This window comes from Actinomadura alba, assembly GCF_014323705.1.
Taxonomy (GTDB): Bacteria; Actinomycetota; Actinomycetes; order Streptosporangiales; family Streptosporangiaceae; genus Actinomadura_C; species Actinomadura_C alba.
Genome location: NZ_JABVEC010000014.1, coordinates 158,960 through 173,817, shown reverse-complemented (window position 1 = coordinate 173,817; position 14,858 = coordinate 158,960). Strand labels below are relative to the sequence as shown.

Below are 14,858 nucleotides of genomic sequence, written 5' to 3'. Positions count from 1 at the left end.
CCCCGCCGGTTGCCGCCTCCCATGGCCGCTCTCATCTGCTGATCGTTCAGCTGTGCAGTGCGGTGCCGCCTTGTCCACAGCCGGAATTGCCGAGGCCTGTTTGTATCCGTACTTGGCGGGTGCTCGTGTATCTTTCGCACCCGATCTGCTGTCCACGGTCGATGTTGGAGCGGGCTGCTCCCGTGCCGTTCGGAACAGGGAGCCGGTGAACGGTGATGTACACGTCCCGGCGGCCGCGGTGTGCACATCACGGTCGTCAGCGTGCTCGCCCGAGCATTGTAGGAAGCGTCCGCTAGCCGGACCGGCGCACGCGGCTGACGAAGGCGGCCCACTCTGGTCGGGTGAATTCGAGCACGGGGCCGGCCACTCCGGCCTTGGAGTCGCGGACGCCGATGGTGCCGTCGGCGGCCAGCGCCACCTCGACGCACTCTCCGTTCGGGTCGCTGCGTCGTGACTTGCGCCAGTGGGGGTACTTCGCTGTCATGAACGCCGTCCTGCCTCGTCGGACATCTGGTCGGCCGCCTTGCCGAGGAAGGTGAGGCTGTCGGCGGGCGACAGCGCGACTCGGCAGAGACGGTCGTAATGTCCTGTATACCGCGATACTTCGCGCCGCTCGGTATGGACGAGATCGGTGGTGACGGTGTCGACGACCGCCATTGGCGGGTCGGCCGGATCGGGGAAGGCATAGAGGAAGAACGACGACTTCGGCAACAGGCCGCCGGTGATGCGGGCGTCGTACGGAAGGGCCCGAACCGTGACGCGCGGCTCGGCGGATACCACCTCGATCAGGTGCCTGAGCTGAGCGGCCATCACCGCCGGTGGAACCCCGAGCCGGCGCACCACGAACTCGTCGAGCACCATGTCGTAGGTGGGGCCGTCCGGGCTGAGCAATCTGCGCTGCCGGTGCAGCCGGGCATCTGTCATGCGCTCGGGACGGTAGTCGACCGGCCCCTCGCCCTGGTCCAGCTCGACCAGCGCCGCGATGAACTCACGGGTCTGCAGGATCGCCGGAATTCCCGTCTGGTTGTAGCTGCGGATGCTCTCAGCGCCGGACTCCAGATCGGCGTACAGCCGCTGCCGGGCGCCCATCGCGTCGCCGAAGGAGTCCCACCAGCCGCGCGCGGCAGCGTCGCGCGCCAGCCGTACGACCCTGTCCCACCGATCGCCGGTGACCTCGAGGGCGTCGAGTAAGTCCATGAGCTCGGCGAGGTCGGGACGGAGTTGCCCGTTCTCCAGCCGACTGATCTTGGAGCGGGACTGGTGGATGAGCCGGGCGAGTTCGTCGGTCGTCAGGTCGCGCTCCTCTCGCAGGGTACGCAGTTCGGCCGCGAGCCGGCGGCGTCGTACGAATGGACTGCTCATCGTGACTCCAAGCGGGATGAGTCCGCGGCTTCAGCGCGGTAATCGAACGTATCTTTGACTACGGTGCGTATTGAACAGGGACCTCAGTGGTCACGTGCGGCAACCAAAAGGCGTGGCCGGATGCGGACATGGGTCTGTTGCCGCTGATTGGACCCTGCACGTGCTCGATCCGCACGTGCGTGAGCGACGGTGCCGGCGCTGGCGCGTCCGCAGCGGGCATGTTTTGTCGTCGGGCGTGCAAATCAAGCGGATGGCCGGATTAGGGCACGAATCTCCGTACCGACCCGGACACGGGCTGTGACGATGGGGGTCCTGACGGTTCGATCGATCGGGCCGTTCGACGACGGCTCATTCCCTTACCCGTGAGGTGCCCGATGCCCCTGACGTTCACGGCCTTGGCGCCCGGCCCTCTGCGCTGGCGGCGAGTCTTTTCCGGCGGTGCCGAGGAGGTGGCCACGGCACGGCGGCTCGTCGCGATGTTGCTGCAGGACTGCGACGCCCTCGATGACGTGCTGCTCGCCGCCGACGAACTCGTGGTCAACGCGCTACGGCACACCAAGTCCGGGCAGCCGGGCGGTTCGGTCACCCTCGAGATCGACCGGAGTCCGCACACCGTCGCGATCACGGTGACGGATCAAGGCGGCCCCACCGAGCCCGTCGCCGTGGAGGCCACGGAACTCGCCGAGTCCGGACGCGGCCTGCGCACCGTCTCGGTACTGGCCGACCGCTGGGGCTGGTTCGGGAACAGCGAAGGCCGGACCGTCACGGCGGTCTTCGACGTCGCCGCCGCTGGGCAGGTCAGCGCATGACCCGCACAGGTGCGGAACTGCACGAGCTCGCCGAGGTACGGGTGCGGGAGCTGATGACGGTCGCGATGCGCGCCGACCCCACCGGGATCGGCGCCGCGCTGGAGGATCTCGCGGCTCGCGGCCTGGTGGACGGCCACACGGCGGCGTTCCTCAGAAGGGCTCGCCGGCTGACCCTGGCCGGCGCGGCCGCGCTGAGCGCGGCGGTCGGGACGCACAGGTACAGGGCCGACGCCGACGGAACGCAGAGGTGCTTGAGCTGCGGGACGGCCGAGCCATGCCGGACGCTGCGGCGGACGGCGGAGGCGCTGACCGCCTATTTGGGCGCTCAGCCGTACGGAATCGACAGGGCGGAGGCGTGGCGGCGTGCCGAGACGTGGCTCACGCGCGGTGGCGCGCTTCGCGTGGCCGTGGTGGTGGAGGAGTTCGCCGAGGGCTACATCGCGCGCCCGATCCCGTACGGCCAGGGCGAGCACGAGCGGGTGGTCGTCGTCGACCGGCGGACGGGCGGACTCACCCTGTGGCCGGTACTGCCCGAGAATGTGCTGGCCGAGCAGTACCGCCGGTACAAGCTGGGTCTGCACCTCGGCCTGGACCCCGGCTCCACCCCGGCCTGAGCCTCCCCGGGACGGCGCACGACCGCACTGACGAGAGGCCGAGGAATGAGGCGGGAGAGATCACGCTTGCGGGTTCACCTCGTACTTATCTCCGGACGGTCCGGCGGCGGGGTGGTCTCAGTGGGGCGAGCGTTGCCCGCCGCCCGCTGCGGCGGCGTCAGCGCCGCAGCCCAGTTCACCGGGCTGAAGGTAGACGCGTGCCGGGCGCCACACCTCCACCTGGCCGCTCCTCCCGTCGAGGATCCTCGCCATGACGCAGTCGTACCGGTCCGCCGACACCGCGATCCCCACCGCGCCCGCTGACGCGATGACATCGTGGGTCACACCCGGGCCCCGCACGGCGCGCTTCACCACGGCCCGCACCGCCGGGGTCATGGCGATCCCGCGTGGGCATTCCGCGAAGTGCCGTACGCAACCGCTGTTCAGCCCCCTGTGGAAGGCGCCAGACCGGGGTGGGAGAAGGAGTCGGGAGAGCCAGCGGATCACGGTTGGGGCAGTCGACGCGCTGAGGTTCGTGGTCGTGCATGCCGTCGCGAATGGTGTAGCGGTAGCACTGCGTCACGGTCTCCGGCTCTCCGTACATGCCGGACGACCGCGTCACCGTCAGGCTGATGACGATGACCGCTCCGCCCTTTCGTTTGTCGCCCTTCGCCTCCAGGGCCTTGACCTCCAAACCCGTGCCGCTCAGCGAGACGGCCCGCCGGGCGAAATCCTCAGCGGTGTGGGTCTCGCGGGACCGGTTGATCACCAGGCCGATGGTCTCGGCCTTCTTGCGGGTATCGACCGCGCTCCCGCCCCACGTGATCGAGCACGCCGAAACCGCCAGCATCGCGCCTGCGACGCCCACGGCGGCGAAGCCCACGGAGCTCCTCATTCGTCATGCACCCCCCAGAGCCCCGCTCAGCCCAGCCCGATCCGGTACAGGGCCGCGGACGCGAACCCGACCAGTGACCGGGACCAGGGGATCTCGATCGAGATCAGCTCCGTCGCCCTGTCGCGTGCCTGGAGCAGGATGTCGAGGGCGGGTTCGGGCATCCCCTCGCCGATCCGGTAGGCCAGGGCGACGGCGGCCGTGAGCCGTACCGCATAGTCCTCGGCGTCCAGCAGGTCCCGCAGTCGCCGATCGACTCGTGGATCACCGTCACGCAGGTGGGCGAGGGTCAGGTTGGCACTGACGCGTACGGCGGCACGATCGCCGTTGGCGGGGACCTCGAGCAGTGCAGGCACGGCCCCGTCGGTTTCGGGGTACCAGGCCAGCAGCTCGGCGGCCTGAACCGCGACTGCGGGATCGTCATCGCCGACCCAGGCGACGAACCGGTCGGCGGATCCGGCCGCGGCAAGATAGGCGTCCCGGGCCCACAGCACATCGGCGACGTCGACGAAATCCGGCCAGTCCTCCTCCTCGGACTCCTCGGATTCGTCTTCTCTGTACAGCCACCTCAGCACTGCGGCGACATGCTCGCCGGTCATCGAATCCGCTGCTGCGAACCGCTCCTCGGGCTTGAAGCGGAGGGAACCGTCGTCGAGATCTCCGATCGCGACAGCGCGCAACAGATCCAGGACGACGGGTCGCTCTGGAGTGCCCGGCGCCTCCACCAAGCCCACCAGGAAGGGGACGACCGCCGCGCTGGCCTGCCAACGCGTGCCCTGGTGGTAGACGTTCCCGCTGAGCTCCCCCTGTGCCCGCCGCCGTTCCTCGGTGATCGGTGACCGCAGAGCACGGAGCTGACCGGGTACGTCCTTGGCGCTCCCGTACGCGTGATGGAGCTCCGGCCACTCGACCGTGTCGAGGTCCGCGAGGGGGTTCACCTGCTGCCTGGCGGAGCTCCCCAGGGCAGGCAGGTCGCCGGTATGGGCTGTCACTTGGCTTCGCGGCGAGCGCGGGCGCGCCGCTTGCCCTCGTGCATGGCCTGTACGCGGGCGACCGGAATCGTATGGCCCTCCTCGATCAGGTCGGCGTTCAGCCGCTGCGGCTCGGGCAGCCCAGCGGCCCACGGGTCGTCGTCGGCGAGCAGCCGGGCCGCCGTGTGCACGGTGAAATCGGCCGGGGTGATGCTGTCCAGCTCCTCCCAGGCCACGGGGAAGGACACCGGAAGGCCGGGGCGGACCCGTGGGCTGTACGCGGCCACGACCGTCGCACCACCGGCCCGGGTCGAGTCGAGGAACACCTTGCCGCCGCGGTCCTCTCGGATGAACGCCGTGGTCGCGAGCTCAGGATCAAGACGCTCGGCACGCGCCGCGATCGCGCGGGTCGCCGCCGCCACGTCGACGATGGGCACGTCCGTCGTGATCGGGACGAAGATGTGCACGCCCTTCGCCCCGCTGGTCTTGACCGCACCCGCCAGGCCGGCATCTGTCAGTGCCCGGCGGACCAGGTGCGCGGCACTGACGACGAGTGGGAACGCGTCGGCGGAGGGCGGGTCGATGTCGATGATGAGGTCGGTGGGTTGGTGCAGACGATCCGCCCGGCTCAGCGTCGGGTGGTACTCGATCGCGCGCTGGTTGGCGAACCACAGCAGCGTGCGGCGGTCGTTGCACAGCGCGTACGACACCTCGCGCTTGGAGGTCTCGGCCCACATGGGCACCTTTTCCACCCAGGCCGGGGCGTACTTGGGGACGTTCTTCTGCATGAACGGCTCCTGCCCTCGAAGCACCCGGACCACCGAGAGCGGCCTGTCCCGCAGGACCGGGATGATCCGGTCACGGACGGCGTCGAGATAATCCACCAGATCTCGCTTGGTGGCGTTCGCCCCCTTGAACAGCGGCTGGTCGAGGTTCGTCAGCGACACCCCGTCCCGCACGTTGTCCTTGTCCTTGCCCTCGCCGCTCATCTCAGGCTCCTGCCCGCTAGGCGCACTGGTCGCAGACCCAGAGTAGAAGTAACGACTCGTACGGAAAGGGACGTACTGCTGGACAGGATCAACCGGGGCGCTGAATGACCTCAGGACTCACGGGTACGGTCGGTCACCACGCGCAGATCCGAGGAGCCATGGATCAAGAGAAGATCACTCTCACCGGCGCCCCCGAGACGATGCTCGCCACGCTGTACGGTAGGGCACTGGACAGCCGCTCGGCGAATCCGATCCTGTGCGACCGCGAGGCGGACCTGGCCGTGCGGCGGATCGACTACGACTTCCGCAAGAGAACGGGGATCAGGGGCACGACGGCAGCGGGTGTGGCCCTCCGCGCAAAGGTCCTCGACGACTGGACCGCCGAGTTCCTGGCCGGTCACCCGGAGGCCACCGTGCTGCACCTCGCCTGTGGCCTGGACACCCGGGTCCACCGGCTCGACCCGACGGCGTCGGTGCGCTGGCTCGACGTCGACTACCCGGAGGTCCTCGAGCTGCGGCGACGGCTGCTGCCGGAGCGTGCGGGCGACTACCGGATGATCGGCGCCTCGGTCACCGAGGACGGATGGCTCGAGGATGTGCCCGACGACCGTTCGACGGTGGCCGTCTTCGAGGGCCTGTCGATGTACCTGCGCAAGGAGGAGGGCAGGCGCCTCATCGAGCGGATCACCGGGCGGTTCGCCAGCGGCCAACTTCTCTTCGACGGCTACGGGTCACTGGGCATCCGGCTGCAGAAGCTGGTGCCTGCGGTGCGCAACGCCGGTGCGACCTTGCACTGGGGCATTGACGACCCGTACGAGATCGAGGGTTGGCACCAGGGGTTGACCTGTCTCGACGCGCTGCGCAGCGTGGACGTGCCGGGCCTGGACAAACTACCGGCCTCGGGGCGGATGGGGATGTGGGTGATGGCGCGCATCCCCGGCTTCCGTGACATCGGCCGGCTCCTTCGGTACCGGTACTAGACGTCCCGAACGGATGAGGAGATCGGCTTGCTTCCGTTCCTCGTGCAGGTCCACTTCACGGCGGACGATCCCGCGGGCGTGACAGCCCGGGCCGGCGAGGTCCTGGCCCGGGTGATCGGGCGAGTCGATGCCTGGCCGTCGGACGACGAGTGGCCGGATCTGCTGCCGTCGTGGTTCGTCGAACGGTGCGCACCCGAACGGGTCGCCGATCCGGCCGCGGATCTCGATGAACGGCTTGGCTCATCGAGGCATGCGGCGGTACGGACATCGGCCACTGAAGCGGGGCGTGGCCGTCACACCGCCGCGCGGCCTCCGGCGGATGCCATGCCGAGCCAGGTGTGCGGATTGCCTTCCCAGCACCAGCCGAGCTTCGGGGCGTTTTTGCTGATCCAGATCGCGGGAACGCGGCGGTCGTCGCATCGGGAGCCGCCGAGGGAGAAGCACTTGTTCTTGGCGAGCGCCGCAGGGTGGTGCGTCACAAGTGCGATGCCCTCCTCGATGGTGAGCGGAGTTCGCCGCCGCTCGGCGATGGCGGCCATCGCGTGATTCGGGACGGCGCCGCAGAACTCCTCGCCTCGATCGACGTCGAACAGCAGGTACGCACGCTCATCGGGCAGCTCCACCTCAGGGGTGGCGACGAACCGCTCGATGACGCCCGGTTCGTAGGAGCGGTCGTCGACGAAGCCGGGTTTGGTCCTGCCGTGCAAGGTCGTGAGAGGAAGGGACTGCTCGATGGGTGCCAGCGTCCTGGTGACGACGAGCAGGAACGGCACGCGGCCGTTCTCGGGTGCTCGCATGCCTCCGCCTAGGGCGACGGCGGTGGCGCGCAGCGGTGTGACGAGTTCGGTGAAGGACGCCGGGGTGCGGCCGGTGATCTTCGGATACCCCTTGTCCAGCAGGTTGCGCACTTGCCGGTCGAACTCGGCGCCGGCATCGAACGCCCACGGCGTGCGGCCGGTCGGCGTGAGGCGGTCCTCGAGGAGATCGGCGTCGGCGGGTGCCGGAGCATGGACGTGCATGGTGATTCAGCTCCCTGAGATCCTGGCGAGGACCTAAAGTTAGATCAGACCTAAGAATAGGTCAACTACAAATCTATCCGCGGGTAATGGGATGATGGGCTCATGAGCCAGGCGACGATGGGTCTGCGCGAGTTGAAGAAGCAGCAGACCCGGCAGGCGATCTCGGACCACGCGACCCGGTTGTTCCTCGAGCGCGGGTTCGACGACGTGACGATCGCGGAGGTCGCGGCGGCCGCCCAGGTCGCGAAGATGACCGTCACCAACTACTTCCCGCGCAAGGAGGACCTCGCCCTGGACCTGCACGACCAGTTCGTCGAGGGCCTCGCGCGCACGGTGGCCGAGCGGGAGCCGGGGGAGTCCGCCCTGGCCGCGCTCCGGCGTGCGTACCTGGCCGCCGTCGCGCGCCATGACCCGGTCATCGGCTTCTCCGGTGCCGACTTCGCCCGCATGGTGACGTCCAGCCAGGCCCTGCTGGCCCGGCTGCGGGAGTTCCACGAGCAGCGCGAGGAGGCGCTGGCGCTCGTGCTCGCCGAGGAGAGCGGTACCGACACGCACGATGTTCGCGCCCGTACGGCGGCGGCTCAACTCGGCGGCGCTCATCGGGTGCTGTTCAATGAGACGCTGCGCCGGACGCTGCGCGGCGAGCGCGACCAAGAGATCGCCGCCGCCCTCACGGCCGCGGTCGGTACGGCCTTCGACCTGCTCGAACCGGCTCTCGGCGACTACGCCGTACGCGCTGCGGCGCCCGCCTGACGCACCGGCTCGTGGGAGGGGCGGATCCCAGCCGAGCGGCCGCGAGTTGAACGACGTCACGGCGCGTGGTGGTCGCTCGTCCCACCCGGACGGGAGAGGCCGCTGACGAGCGGTGCGATTAAGCGCTAAGAGGTCCGGGGGACGCCGGGGCAGACCGGCGCCCTTGCCCCGGCCGGCTCGGCGCCCACGTCATCGGCAACGACCACGACATCGCTCTTTCGGCAGGTCCGAGCCTTCAGGGTGGGACCCAGACCCGCCGACGCGGTGCGCTACTTCGCGCGCCGCCGCATGGTCGCCACGCTCACCAGGAAGGCCACCACCACGAAGACCGTTCCCGCGGTGAAGGCGGTGCTCACGGCATGGTTCATGTCGCCGTCCCGGCTCGCGGTGCCATAGACGGAGACGAGAACGGCCATTCCGAGTGCGCCGCCGACCTGCTGCGTCATCTGCAGCATCCCCGAGGCGGCGCCGGACTCCTCACGCCGTACTCCGGACAGGATGGTGAGGGTGAGCGGCAGGAAGACCAGCCCCGCGCCGAGGCCGAACAGCAGCATCGCCCCGAGGGCCCCGGAGACGTACCCGCTGTCGCCCGACAGCCTGGTCAGCCACAGCATCCCGGCCACGATGAGGGGCAGACCGGTCAGCATGAGCGCTCGCGCCCCGAACCGCGGGACCAGGCGAGGTGCGAGACGCGCCGCGGTGAACAGCAGGCCGGTCATCGGCAGGAACGCCAGACCGGCCTTGAGCGGGCTGAAGCCGAGGGTGTTCTGCATGAACTGGACGAGGAAGAAGAACATCCCGAACATCGCCGCGGCCAGGAGCAGCATGGTGAGGTACGCACCGGCTCGAGCCCGGTCCGCGAACAACCGCAGCGGTACGACGGGCTGCTCGGCGCGGGTCTCGACGGCCACAAAGGCCGCGAGCAGCACGGCGCCGGCCGCGAACGACGCCATGGTCAGGCCGTCGCTCCACCCCTCGTCCGCAGTCCGGATGAAGCCGTACACCAGCGCCACCATCCCGGTGACCGACGTCAGCGCACCGGCGACGTCGAGGCGTCCTCGCTGCCGTTCGGTCTCCTGAAGGATCTTCGGCGCGACCAGCAGGACGACGATTCCGACCGGGACGTTGATGAACAGCACCCAGCGCCAGGACGCCCACTCGGTGAGCATGCCGCCGAGGATGAGTCCGATGGAGGCGCCCGCCGACGAGACGGCCGAGAAGATGCTGAGCGCCCGGTTCCGCTCGACTCCCTCGGCGAAGTTGGTGGCGATCAGGGCCAGCGCGCTGGGCGCGGCGAGGGCGGCTCCGACCCCCTGGGCGGCGCGTGCCGCCAGCAGCCAGGCCGCGGAGCCGGCGAATCCGCCGAGCAGCGACGCGAGGGTGAACAGCGCGATCCCGGCGAGGAATACGCTGCGACGGCCGAGGACGTCGCCGGCCCGGCCGCCCAGCAACAGCAGGCCGCCGAAGGCGAGCGAATAGGCGTTGGTGACCCATGACAGGCCGGTCGCGGAGAAGTGCAGGCTTTGCTGGATGTCGGGGAGCGAGACGAAGACGACGGTCGCGTCGAGCACGACCATCAGCTGGCAAGCGAGGATGACGGCGAGCGAGATGCCCGAATGATGACCAGATCGTCGCCGCGGCGGGTCGACGAGCAGCGTGTCCCCCGAAGGGGCGGTCTGCTGGGACATGAGTCGTAGACTCCTTCTGCAGGAAGGTTCCGGGCGTCCCCCGAAGTGGCTTTCGGGGTCGCCCATGCTAAGCGGAGGGTGCCTCCGAAAAAGATACGGAGGTATCCTCCGTTTCGCAACCGGGTGAGGGAGGGCGCCATGCCGACATCGGCCGGGGAGCGTCCGATGCGTGCCGACGCGCGCCGCAACTACGAGCGACTGCTGGCCGAGGCCAAAGGTGCGTTCCTCGAACACGGCGTCGACGTGCCGCTCGAGGACGTCGCCCGGCGCGCCGGCGTGGGCATCGGGACGCTCTACCGCCACTTCCCCACCCGGCTGGCGCTACAGGAGGCGGTCTACCGCGATCAGGTCGATTCTCTGGTTGCGAAGGCGTACGAACTGGACGAGGCACTCCCGCCCGGAGAGGCACTGGCCGCATGGATGCGGTCCTTCGTCGAGTCGGCGGCCGCCAGACGCGGGCTCATGCAGACGCTCAAGGCCGTCATCGACAAGCACTCCGAGGTGTTCGCCCGCTGCCATGACGAGATCCGCGAGGCGGTCGGCCTCGTGCTCGCCCGTGCGCAGGAGGCCGGTACCGTACGCCCCGACGTGACGGTCTCGGATGTGCTCAGGCTGAACCACGCACTGTCCGTCGCGACCGAGCACGCGCCACAGGACACCGGACGCCTGCTGTCGTTCCTGCTCGACGGCCTCCGGTCCCAGTCCTGAGCACCACGCTCGGAGGGCGCTTCCTCGGGTGGCCGATGTGGTTATGGTTCCTCACGCTGCCTGACGTCGATGATGATGCTGACTTTTGTTTCTCCGAGGGTTCCGGTGAGAAGCCAGCAGCCGGTGGTGGTGAACCCGGGAGTGGTCGGCTGAAACCCCTTGGTGCCGTAGCCGCCGGAGACGTCGTGGGTCACCGTGTCATCGGTCCGTAGTGAGCTGGCGCTCAGTTCGAGCTCGCCGTCGATGCCACGCCACCAACCGATCTTGAGGTGGTAGCGGCCGTCGGGCCAGCGTTCAGCGCGCGCGTCTGGAGAGGGGAGCAGCACCCATAGGCCATCGCCGCCGAACAGGCTGCCCGCTCCTGCCCATTGGGCTGCCTCTGCGGGAGGTTCGGCTGGTCGGTCACTGGCCTTGGTGACCGGGCAGTGCTGTTCGGGCGGCAGTGCGCTTCGTGTTGGACCAACGGTGGTTGGGGCAGGTATCGACGTTGAACGTGCGGAGGGCGCTGCTTGTGGAGCGTGCTGTGACGGTCCTGATGAGCATGCGGTGGCGGCGGCAAGGAGCGCGGTGCCCAAGATCAGCATTTCCGCGTGGCGAAACCCTCCGCCACGTTTTCCCCCGCGTACCGGCTGTGCCGTGACGCCCACAGGACGTCACCCGACGGCGTCGGTCTGCGCGGCGCGGGCGTCGTAGGAGGCGCGGGCCGCATCGATCTCCGCCAGGTGGGCCTCGGCCCACCAGACCAGTGTGCCGACGGTGTCGAGCAACGTACGGCCCATGTCGGTGAGCGCGTAGTCGACCCGGGGAGGCATGACCGGGTACATGGTCCGGGTGACGATCCCGTCCCGCTCCAGCCCGCGGAGCGTGACGGTCAGCATGCGCTGGCTGATGCCGTCGATGTCCCTCTTGAGCTCGGTGAAGCGTTTGGTTCCGTCGCCGAGTTGGGCGATGACGAACAGCGACCACTTGTCCCCGATGCGATCGAGGATTCCGCGCGCTCGGCAGGCGTCGGCATTCGGCGCGTGGAAGCTCGGGGCGCCCATGGTTCCCTCCAGGTGACCGAGGCAGTAAAAAGTGCCTTCTTGCGCTGTTCTCGCGACTATCCCGAGGATAGAGCCAGTTCCCTTCCAGAACCACATCACTTGAGGGAACCGTCTTACTACTCGTAACTCAAGGAGACACCATGGCGACCGACGTTGTCGAGATCCCGGGCTATGTCGCGGGCACATGGACCATCGACCCGATCCACTCCGACGTGGGATTCATCGTCCGGCACCTCATGATCAGTAAGGTCCGGGGGCATTTCACATCGTTCGAGGGTCGGATCGTCACCACGGAAGACCCGCTGCAGTCGAGCGTGACCGCGACCATCGACCTGAGCTCGATCGACACCAGCAACGAGCAGCGCGACGACCACATCCGCTCCGCGGACTTCTTCGAGGTCGACAAGTACCCGACCATGACGTATCGCTCCAGCGGGATCCGCCGGGACGGCGACGACTTCGTTCTCGACGGCGAACTGACGCTGAAGGAGCGGACCCGCCCGGTCCCGCTGAAGCTCGAGATCAACGGGTTCGGTCCTGACCCGTTCGCCGAAGACCCGTTCGCGGGCGGTCGTGCCGGATTCACCGCCACCGGCGAGATCGACCGCATGGAGTTCGACGTCAGCTACAACGGCCCCATTCCCGGTGGCGGAGTGGCCCTGTCCAACAAGATCCAGATCGTCCTCGAGATCCAGGCGGTCCTTCAGACCCCTCGCCCCTCGTGACCTGAACGGCGACCGGGTGACCTGAAGGACGACCAGTGGCCGCCGCCACCCGACGCGATCACATCGGTGGGGAGCTCACGCCTGATGCGTGCCGAGTGTGCCGTCATCGACCGCCTGGACGAAGGCGGCCCATTCGGCGCGGCTGAACTGCAGCACGGGCCCGTCGCCTTGCGCCTTGGTGTCGCGGACGCGGACGCCGCCGCGGGGTCCGGGCGCCACTTCGACGCAGGACCCGTCGGGGTCGCTACGGCGGGACTTGCGCCAGCGGTGACGCGTCATGGTCATGACTGCGGTCCTGCCTGATCGGTCAGCTCCTCGGCGATCTTGCCGAGGAGGGCGAGGCTGTCGGCGGGGGACAGCGAGCTTTTCCGCAGACGCTCGTAATGTCCCGTGTATCGCGCCAACTCGCACGGGTCGGTGTGCACGAGGTCGGTGACGGCCGTGTCGACCACGGCCAGCCGAGGATCCTCCGGGTCGGGGAACGTGTAGAGCGCGAAGGTCGACTTGGGCAGCAGGCCACCCTCGACGCGGGCGTCGAGCGGCAGCACCTGTACGGTGACGCCCGGCTCGGCGGACACCACCTCGATCAGGTGGTGGAGCTGCGCGCGCAGGACCGCCGCCGGAACGGTCAGCCGGCGAACGACGACCTCGTCGAGGACGATGTCGTACGTCGGACCGTCCTGGCGGAGCACGGCGCGCTGCCGCTGGAGCCGGGCCTGCGCCATCCGTTCGGGAACGTAACGGAGCGGGCCCTCGGCTCTGTCCAGTTCGACTAACCCCCAGGTGAAGTCGGGCGTCTGCAGGACCCCGGGGATCGCGGCCTGGTTGTACTCCTGGATGGCGGACGCGCCGGACTCCAGGTCGGCGTACAGGCGCTGGCGGGGGCCCATTGCCTCGCCGAAGGAATCCCACCAGCCGCGCTCGGCCGCGTCGCGGGCGACCCGCACGACCTCGTTCCACTTGTCGCCGGTGACGCCGAGAAGATCCAGGATCTTCATGATCTCGGCGAGGTCCGGGCGGATATGGGCGTTCTCCAGCCGGCTGACCTTCATGCGCGACTGGTGCAGGAGCTGGGAGAGCCGGCCGGCTGTCATGCCCTTTTCCTCGCGGAGCGTGCGCAGCTCAGTGGCGAGTCGTCGGCGCCGGACGAAGGGACTGGTCATAGGTGACCTCGCGGGGGATGAACGTGCGGCGTCCGCATGTGCGGAGCGGATGCGGAGAACTACAGCAGGTATGGGAAGAGAACGTTCCGTAGCCGCGCGTGCGAATCAAGTGAATGGCCGAGTTTGGACAGGAGGTCGCCGCTACCGCTTCGGACGCACGCCGCGGCGATGGGGACCTGACGCCCGGTTCATCTCGCCTCGCGAGTGTGGAACGCGCGGCGGTAGGCGGTCGGCGACGTGCGCATGGACCGGCCGAAGTGATGGCGGTAGGTGACGGCGGTGTCGAAGCCCACCGTCTTGGCGATGCGCTCGATGGAGGCGTCGGTGCTCTCCAGGAGCGGCAGGCTGGCCTGGATCCGCTGGGCCAGCACCCAGCGCATGGGGCTCGTACCTGTGCAGCGGGTGAAGTGCCGCAGGTAGGTGCGCTGCGACATGCGCGCCTGCCGGGCCAGCCGGTCGACGGTGAGCGGCTCGTCGAGGTGCTCCAGCGCCCACTGCATGCTGCTGGCGATCCGGTCGTCGGTCGGGTCGCCGGTGACGGGCGCCTCGATGAACTGTGCCTGGCCGCCGTCGCGGTGCGGCTGGATGACCAGGCGCCGGGCCACGGCGTTGGCGACGGCCGCGCCGTAGTCCCTGCGGACGACGTGGACGCAAAGGTCCAGGCCCGCCGCGCTTCCGGCCCCGGTGAGCATCTCGCAACCGATGCCGCCCCCGCCTCGGCCGCCGCGGCTCACTTCGCCGCCCGCCTGTCCTTCGAGACCGATGTCAGCGACGTGCACGCCGATCTCGAATCCGGTGCGACGGGCACCGTGGCCGTGGACTCCCGCAGCGCCGAGTCGTGGGCACAGGGCCATCTGCCGCACGCGCTGCACCTGCCCACCGCCGAGATCGCCGGCCTGGCGGGCGATCTGGTGCCGGCGGGCGCCGTCATCGTGACCTACTGCCGGGGCCCGGGGTGCAACGGCGCGACCAGGGCCGCGCTCGAGTTCGCCCGGCTCGGTTACCGCGTCAAGGAGATGATCGGCGGCTTCGAGTACTGGGTCCGCGAGGGATTTCCGGTCCGGACGGCGGGCGGAGGACTCGTGCGATCCCCGGTCGACGAGCTCACCGTGCCCACCTCCGCGTACTGCGGTTGCTGATCGCCCGCACGCGGCGGTTCGGCG

19 protein-coding genes are annotated in these 14,858 nt (G+C 69.1%); 7 read left to right on the top strand and 12 right to left on the bottom strand.

Going from position 1 to position 14,858, the window contains the following annotated elements; all coding sequences use genetic code 11:
* Positions 1-292: 292 nt before the first annotated feature.
* Together HKK74_RS19970 and HKK74_RS19965 are read right to left on the bottom strand one after the other, a co-directional pair.
* Positions 293-484, bottom strand: coding sequence for a DUF397 domain-containing protein (locus HKK74_RS19970; protein ID WP_187244760.1), 192 nt, complete (start codon positions 482-484; stop codon positions 293-295).
* Positions 481-1,362, bottom strand: a complete 882-nt coding sequence (locus HKK74_RS19965; protein WP_187244759.1) for a helix-turn-helix domain-containing protein — start codon at positions 1,360-1,362, stop codon at positions 481-483. The genes HKK74_RS19970 and HKK74_RS19965 overlap by 4 nt, the downstream gene beginning before the upstream one ends.
* A gap of 374 nt (positions 1,363-1,736) precedes the next feature.
* On the opposite strand from HKK74_RS19965, the gene HKK74_RS19960 reads away from it, so the two are divergent.
* Positions 1,737-2,171, top strand: a complete 435-nt coding sequence (locus HKK74_RS19960; protein WP_187244758.1) for an ATP-binding protein — start codon at positions 1,737-1,739, stop codon at positions 2,169-2,171.
* A complete protein-coding gene (locus tag HKK74_RS19955; protein WP_187244757.1) occupies positions 2,168-2,785 on the top strand; it encodes an SUKH-4 family immunity protein in 618 nt (205 codons plus the stop codon). The genes HKK74_RS19960 and HKK74_RS19955 overlap by 4 nt, the downstream gene beginning before the upstream one ends.
* A 117-nt stretch (positions 2,786-2,902) precedes the next feature.
* On the opposite strand, the gene HKK74_RS19950 is transcribed toward HKK74_RS19955, so the two are convergent.
* From HKK74_RS19950 to ligD, 3 genes are all read right to left on the bottom strand, one after another.
* The gene (locus HKK74_RS19950; RefSeq protein ID WP_187244756.1) at positions 2,903-3,160 is read right to left on the bottom strand and encodes a hypothetical protein; all 258 of its coding nucleotides are present in this window, start codon (positions 3,158-3,160) and stop codon (positions 2,903-2,905) included.
* A 525-nt stretch (positions 3,161-3,685) separates the two neighbouring features.
* Positions 3,686-4,648 (bottom strand): HEAT repeat domain-containing protein, encoded by a 963-nt coding sequence (locus HKK74_RS19945; RefSeq protein ID WP_187244755.1) that lies wholly within the window; start codon positions 4,646-4,648, stop codon positions 3,686-3,688.
* The gene (gene ligD / locus HKK74_RS19940; RefSeq protein WP_187244754.1) at positions 4,645-5,616 is read right to left on the bottom strand and encodes a non-homologous end-joining DNA ligase; all 972 of its coding nucleotides are present in this window, start codon (positions 5,614-5,616) and stop codon (positions 4,645-4,647) included. The genes HKK74_RS19945 and ligD overlap by 4 nt, the downstream gene beginning before the upstream one ends.
* A 158-nt stretch (positions 5,617-5,774) precedes the next feature.
* On the opposite strand from ligD, the gene HKK74_RS19935 reads away from it, so the two are divergent.
* Positions 5,775-6,596 (top strand): class I SAM-dependent methyltransferase, encoded by an 822-nt coding sequence (locus HKK74_RS19935; RefSeq protein WP_187244753.1) that lies wholly within the window; start codon positions 5,775-5,777, stop codon positions 6,594-6,596.
* A 293-nt stretch (positions 6,597-6,889) separates the two neighbouring features.
* On the opposite strand, the gene HKK74_RS19930 is transcribed toward HKK74_RS19935, so the two are convergent.
* On the bottom strand, positions 6,890-7,615 hold the full coding sequence (locus tag HKK74_RS19930) for a DUF5701 family protein (RefSeq protein ID WP_222722483.1): 726 nt from the start codon (positions 7,613-7,615) through the stop codon (positions 6,890-6,892).
* Positions 7,616-7,717: 102 nt separating this feature from the next.
* Between HKK74_RS19930 and HKK74_RS19925 the strand changes: the two genes are divergently transcribed.
* Positions 7,718-8,368, top strand: a complete 651-nt coding sequence (locus HKK74_RS19925) for a TetR/AcrR family transcriptional regulator (RefSeq protein WP_187244752.1) — start codon at positions 7,718-7,720, stop codon at positions 8,366-8,368.
* 269 nt (positions 8,369-8,637) lie between these two features.
* On the opposite strand, the gene HKK74_RS19920 is transcribed toward HKK74_RS19925, so the two are convergent.
* On the bottom strand, positions 8,638-10,056 hold the full coding sequence (locus HKK74_RS19920; RefSeq protein ID WP_187244751.1) for an MFS transporter: 1,419 nt from the start codon (positions 10,054-10,056) through the stop codon (positions 8,638-8,640).
* 165 nt (positions 10,057-10,221) lie between these two features.
* Here HKK74_RS19920 and HKK74_RS19915 point away from each other — a divergent pair, with 165 nt between their 5' ends.
* Positions 10,222-10,764 carry a TetR/AcrR family transcriptional regulator gene (locus HKK74_RS19915; protein ID WP_246491762.1) on the top strand — a complete coding sequence of 181 codons (543 nt, stop codon included), beginning with the start codon at positions 10,222-10,224 and terminating at the stop codon, positions 10,762-10,764.
* 41 nt (positions 10,765-10,805) lie between these two features.
* Here the strand turns inward: HKK74_RS19915 and HKK74_RS19910 are convergent, their stop codons facing one another.
* Entirely contained in the window at positions 10,806-11,090 is a 285-nt protein-coding gene (locus tag HKK74_RS19910; RefSeq protein ID WP_187244749.1) for a hypothetical protein, read from the bottom strand.
* A gap of 327 nt (positions 11,091-11,417) precedes the next feature.
* The gene (locus tag HKK74_RS19905; RefSeq protein WP_187244748.1) at positions 11,418-11,807 is read right to left on the bottom strand and encodes a winged helix-turn-helix transcriptional regulator; all 390 of its coding nucleotides are present in this window, start codon (positions 11,805-11,807) and stop codon (positions 11,418-11,420) included.
* Between the two features lie 140 nt (positions 11,808-11,947).
* Here HKK74_RS19905 and HKK74_RS19900 point away from each other — a divergent pair, with 140 nt between their 5' ends.
* Positions 11,948-12,532, top strand: coding sequence for a YceI family protein (locus HKK74_RS19900; protein WP_187244747.1), 585 nt, complete (start codon positions 11,948-11,950; stop codon positions 12,530-12,532).
* Positions 12,533-12,607: 75 nt separating this feature from the next.
* On the opposite strand, the gene HKK74_RS19895 is transcribed toward HKK74_RS19900, so the two are convergent.
* From HKK74_RS19895 to HKK74_RS41490, 3 genes are all read right to left on the bottom strand, one after another.
* Positions 12,608-12,817: a DUF397 domain-containing protein gene (locus HKK74_RS19895; RefSeq protein WP_312881625.1), complete on the bottom strand. Its 210-nt coding sequence runs from the start codon at positions 12,815-12,817 to the stop codon at positions 12,608-12,610.
* Positions 12,814-13,695 (bottom strand): helix-turn-helix domain-containing protein, encoded by an 882-nt coding sequence (locus HKK74_RS19890; RefSeq protein WP_187244746.1) that lies wholly within the window; start codon positions 13,693-13,695, stop codon positions 12,814-12,816. Before HKK74_RS19890 ends, HKK74_RS19895 begins: the two co-directional genes overlap by 4 nt.
* A gap of 188 nt (positions 13,696-13,883) precedes the next feature.
* A complete protein-coding gene (locus HKK74_RS41490; protein ID WP_312881624.1) occupies positions 13,884-14,474 on the bottom strand; it encodes a helix-turn-helix domain-containing protein in 591 nt (196 codons plus the stop codon).
* Between HKK74_RS41490 and HKK74_RS40075 the strand changes: the two genes are divergently transcribed.
* Positions 14,469-14,834 (top strand): rhodanese-like domain-containing protein, encoded by a 366-nt coding sequence (locus HKK74_RS40075; RefSeq protein ID WP_312881623.1) that lies wholly within the window; start codon positions 14,469-14,471, stop codon positions 14,832-14,834. The genes HKK74_RS41490 and HKK74_RS40075 overlap by 6 nt on opposite strands.
* The last annotated feature ends 24 nt before the right edge of the window (positions 14,835-14,858 follow it).

Bases quoted from the DNA above. Each gene is read 5' to 3' on its own strand.
- HKK74_RS19970 (WP_187244760.1), bottom strand. From the start codon at position 484: ATGACAGCGAAGTACCCCCACTGGCGCAAGTCACGACGCAGCGACCCG.
- HKK74_RS19965 (WP_187244759.1), bottom strand. From the start codon at position 1,362: ATGAGCAGTCCATTCGTACGACGCCGCCGGCTCGCGGCCGAACTGCGT.
- HKK74_RS19960 (WP_187244758.1), top strand. From the start codon at position 1,737: ATGCCCCTGACGTTCACGGCCTTGGCGCCCGGCCCTCTGCGCTGGCGG.
- HKK74_RS19955 (WP_187244757.1), top strand. From the start codon at position 2,168: ATGACCCGCACAGGTGCGGAACTGCACGAGCTCGCCGAGGTACGGGTG.
- HKK74_RS19950 (WP_187244756.1), bottom strand. From the start codon at position 3,160: ATGACCCCGGCGGTGCGGGCCGTGGTGAAGCGCGCCGTGCGGGGCCCG.
- ligD (WP_187244754.1), bottom strand. From the start codon at position 5,616: ATGAGCGGCGAGGGCAAGGACAAGGACAACGTGCGGGACGGGGTGTCG.
- HKK74_RS19935 (WP_187244753.1), top strand. From the start codon at position 5,775: ATGGATCAAGAGAAGATCACTCTCACCGGCGCCCCCGAGACGATGCTC.
- HKK74_RS19930 (WP_222722483.1), bottom strand. From the start codon at position 7,615: ATGCACGTCCATGCTCCGGCACCCGCCGACGCCGATCTCCTCGAGGAC.
- HKK74_RS19925 (WP_187244752.1), top strand. From the start codon at position 7,718: ATGAGCCAGGCGACGATGGGTCTGCGCGAGTTGAAGAAGCAGCAGACC.
- HKK74_RS19920 (WP_187244751.1), bottom strand. From the start codon at position 10,056: ATGTCCCAGCAGACCGCCCCTTCGGGGGACACGCTGCTCGTCGACCCG.
- HKK74_RS19915 (WP_246491762.1), top strand. From the start codon at position 10,222: ATGCGTGCCGACGCGCGCCGCAACTACGAGCGACTGCTGGCCGAGGCC.
- HKK74_RS19905 (WP_187244748.1), bottom strand. From the start codon at position 11,807: ATGGGCGCCCCGAGCTTCCACGCGCCGAATGCCGACGCCTGCCGAGCG.
- HKK74_RS19900 (WP_187244747.1), top strand. From the start codon at position 11,948: ATGGCGACCGACGTTGTCGAGATCCCGGGCTATGTCGCGGGCACATGG.
- HKK74_RS19895 (WP_312881625.1), bottom strand. From the start codon at position 12,817: ATGACCATGACGCGTCACCGCTGGCGCAAGTCCCGCCGTAGCGACCCC.
- HKK74_RS19890 (WP_187244746.1), bottom strand. From the start codon at position 13,695: ATGACCAGTCCCTTCGTCCGGCGCCGACGACTCGCCACTGAGCTGCGC.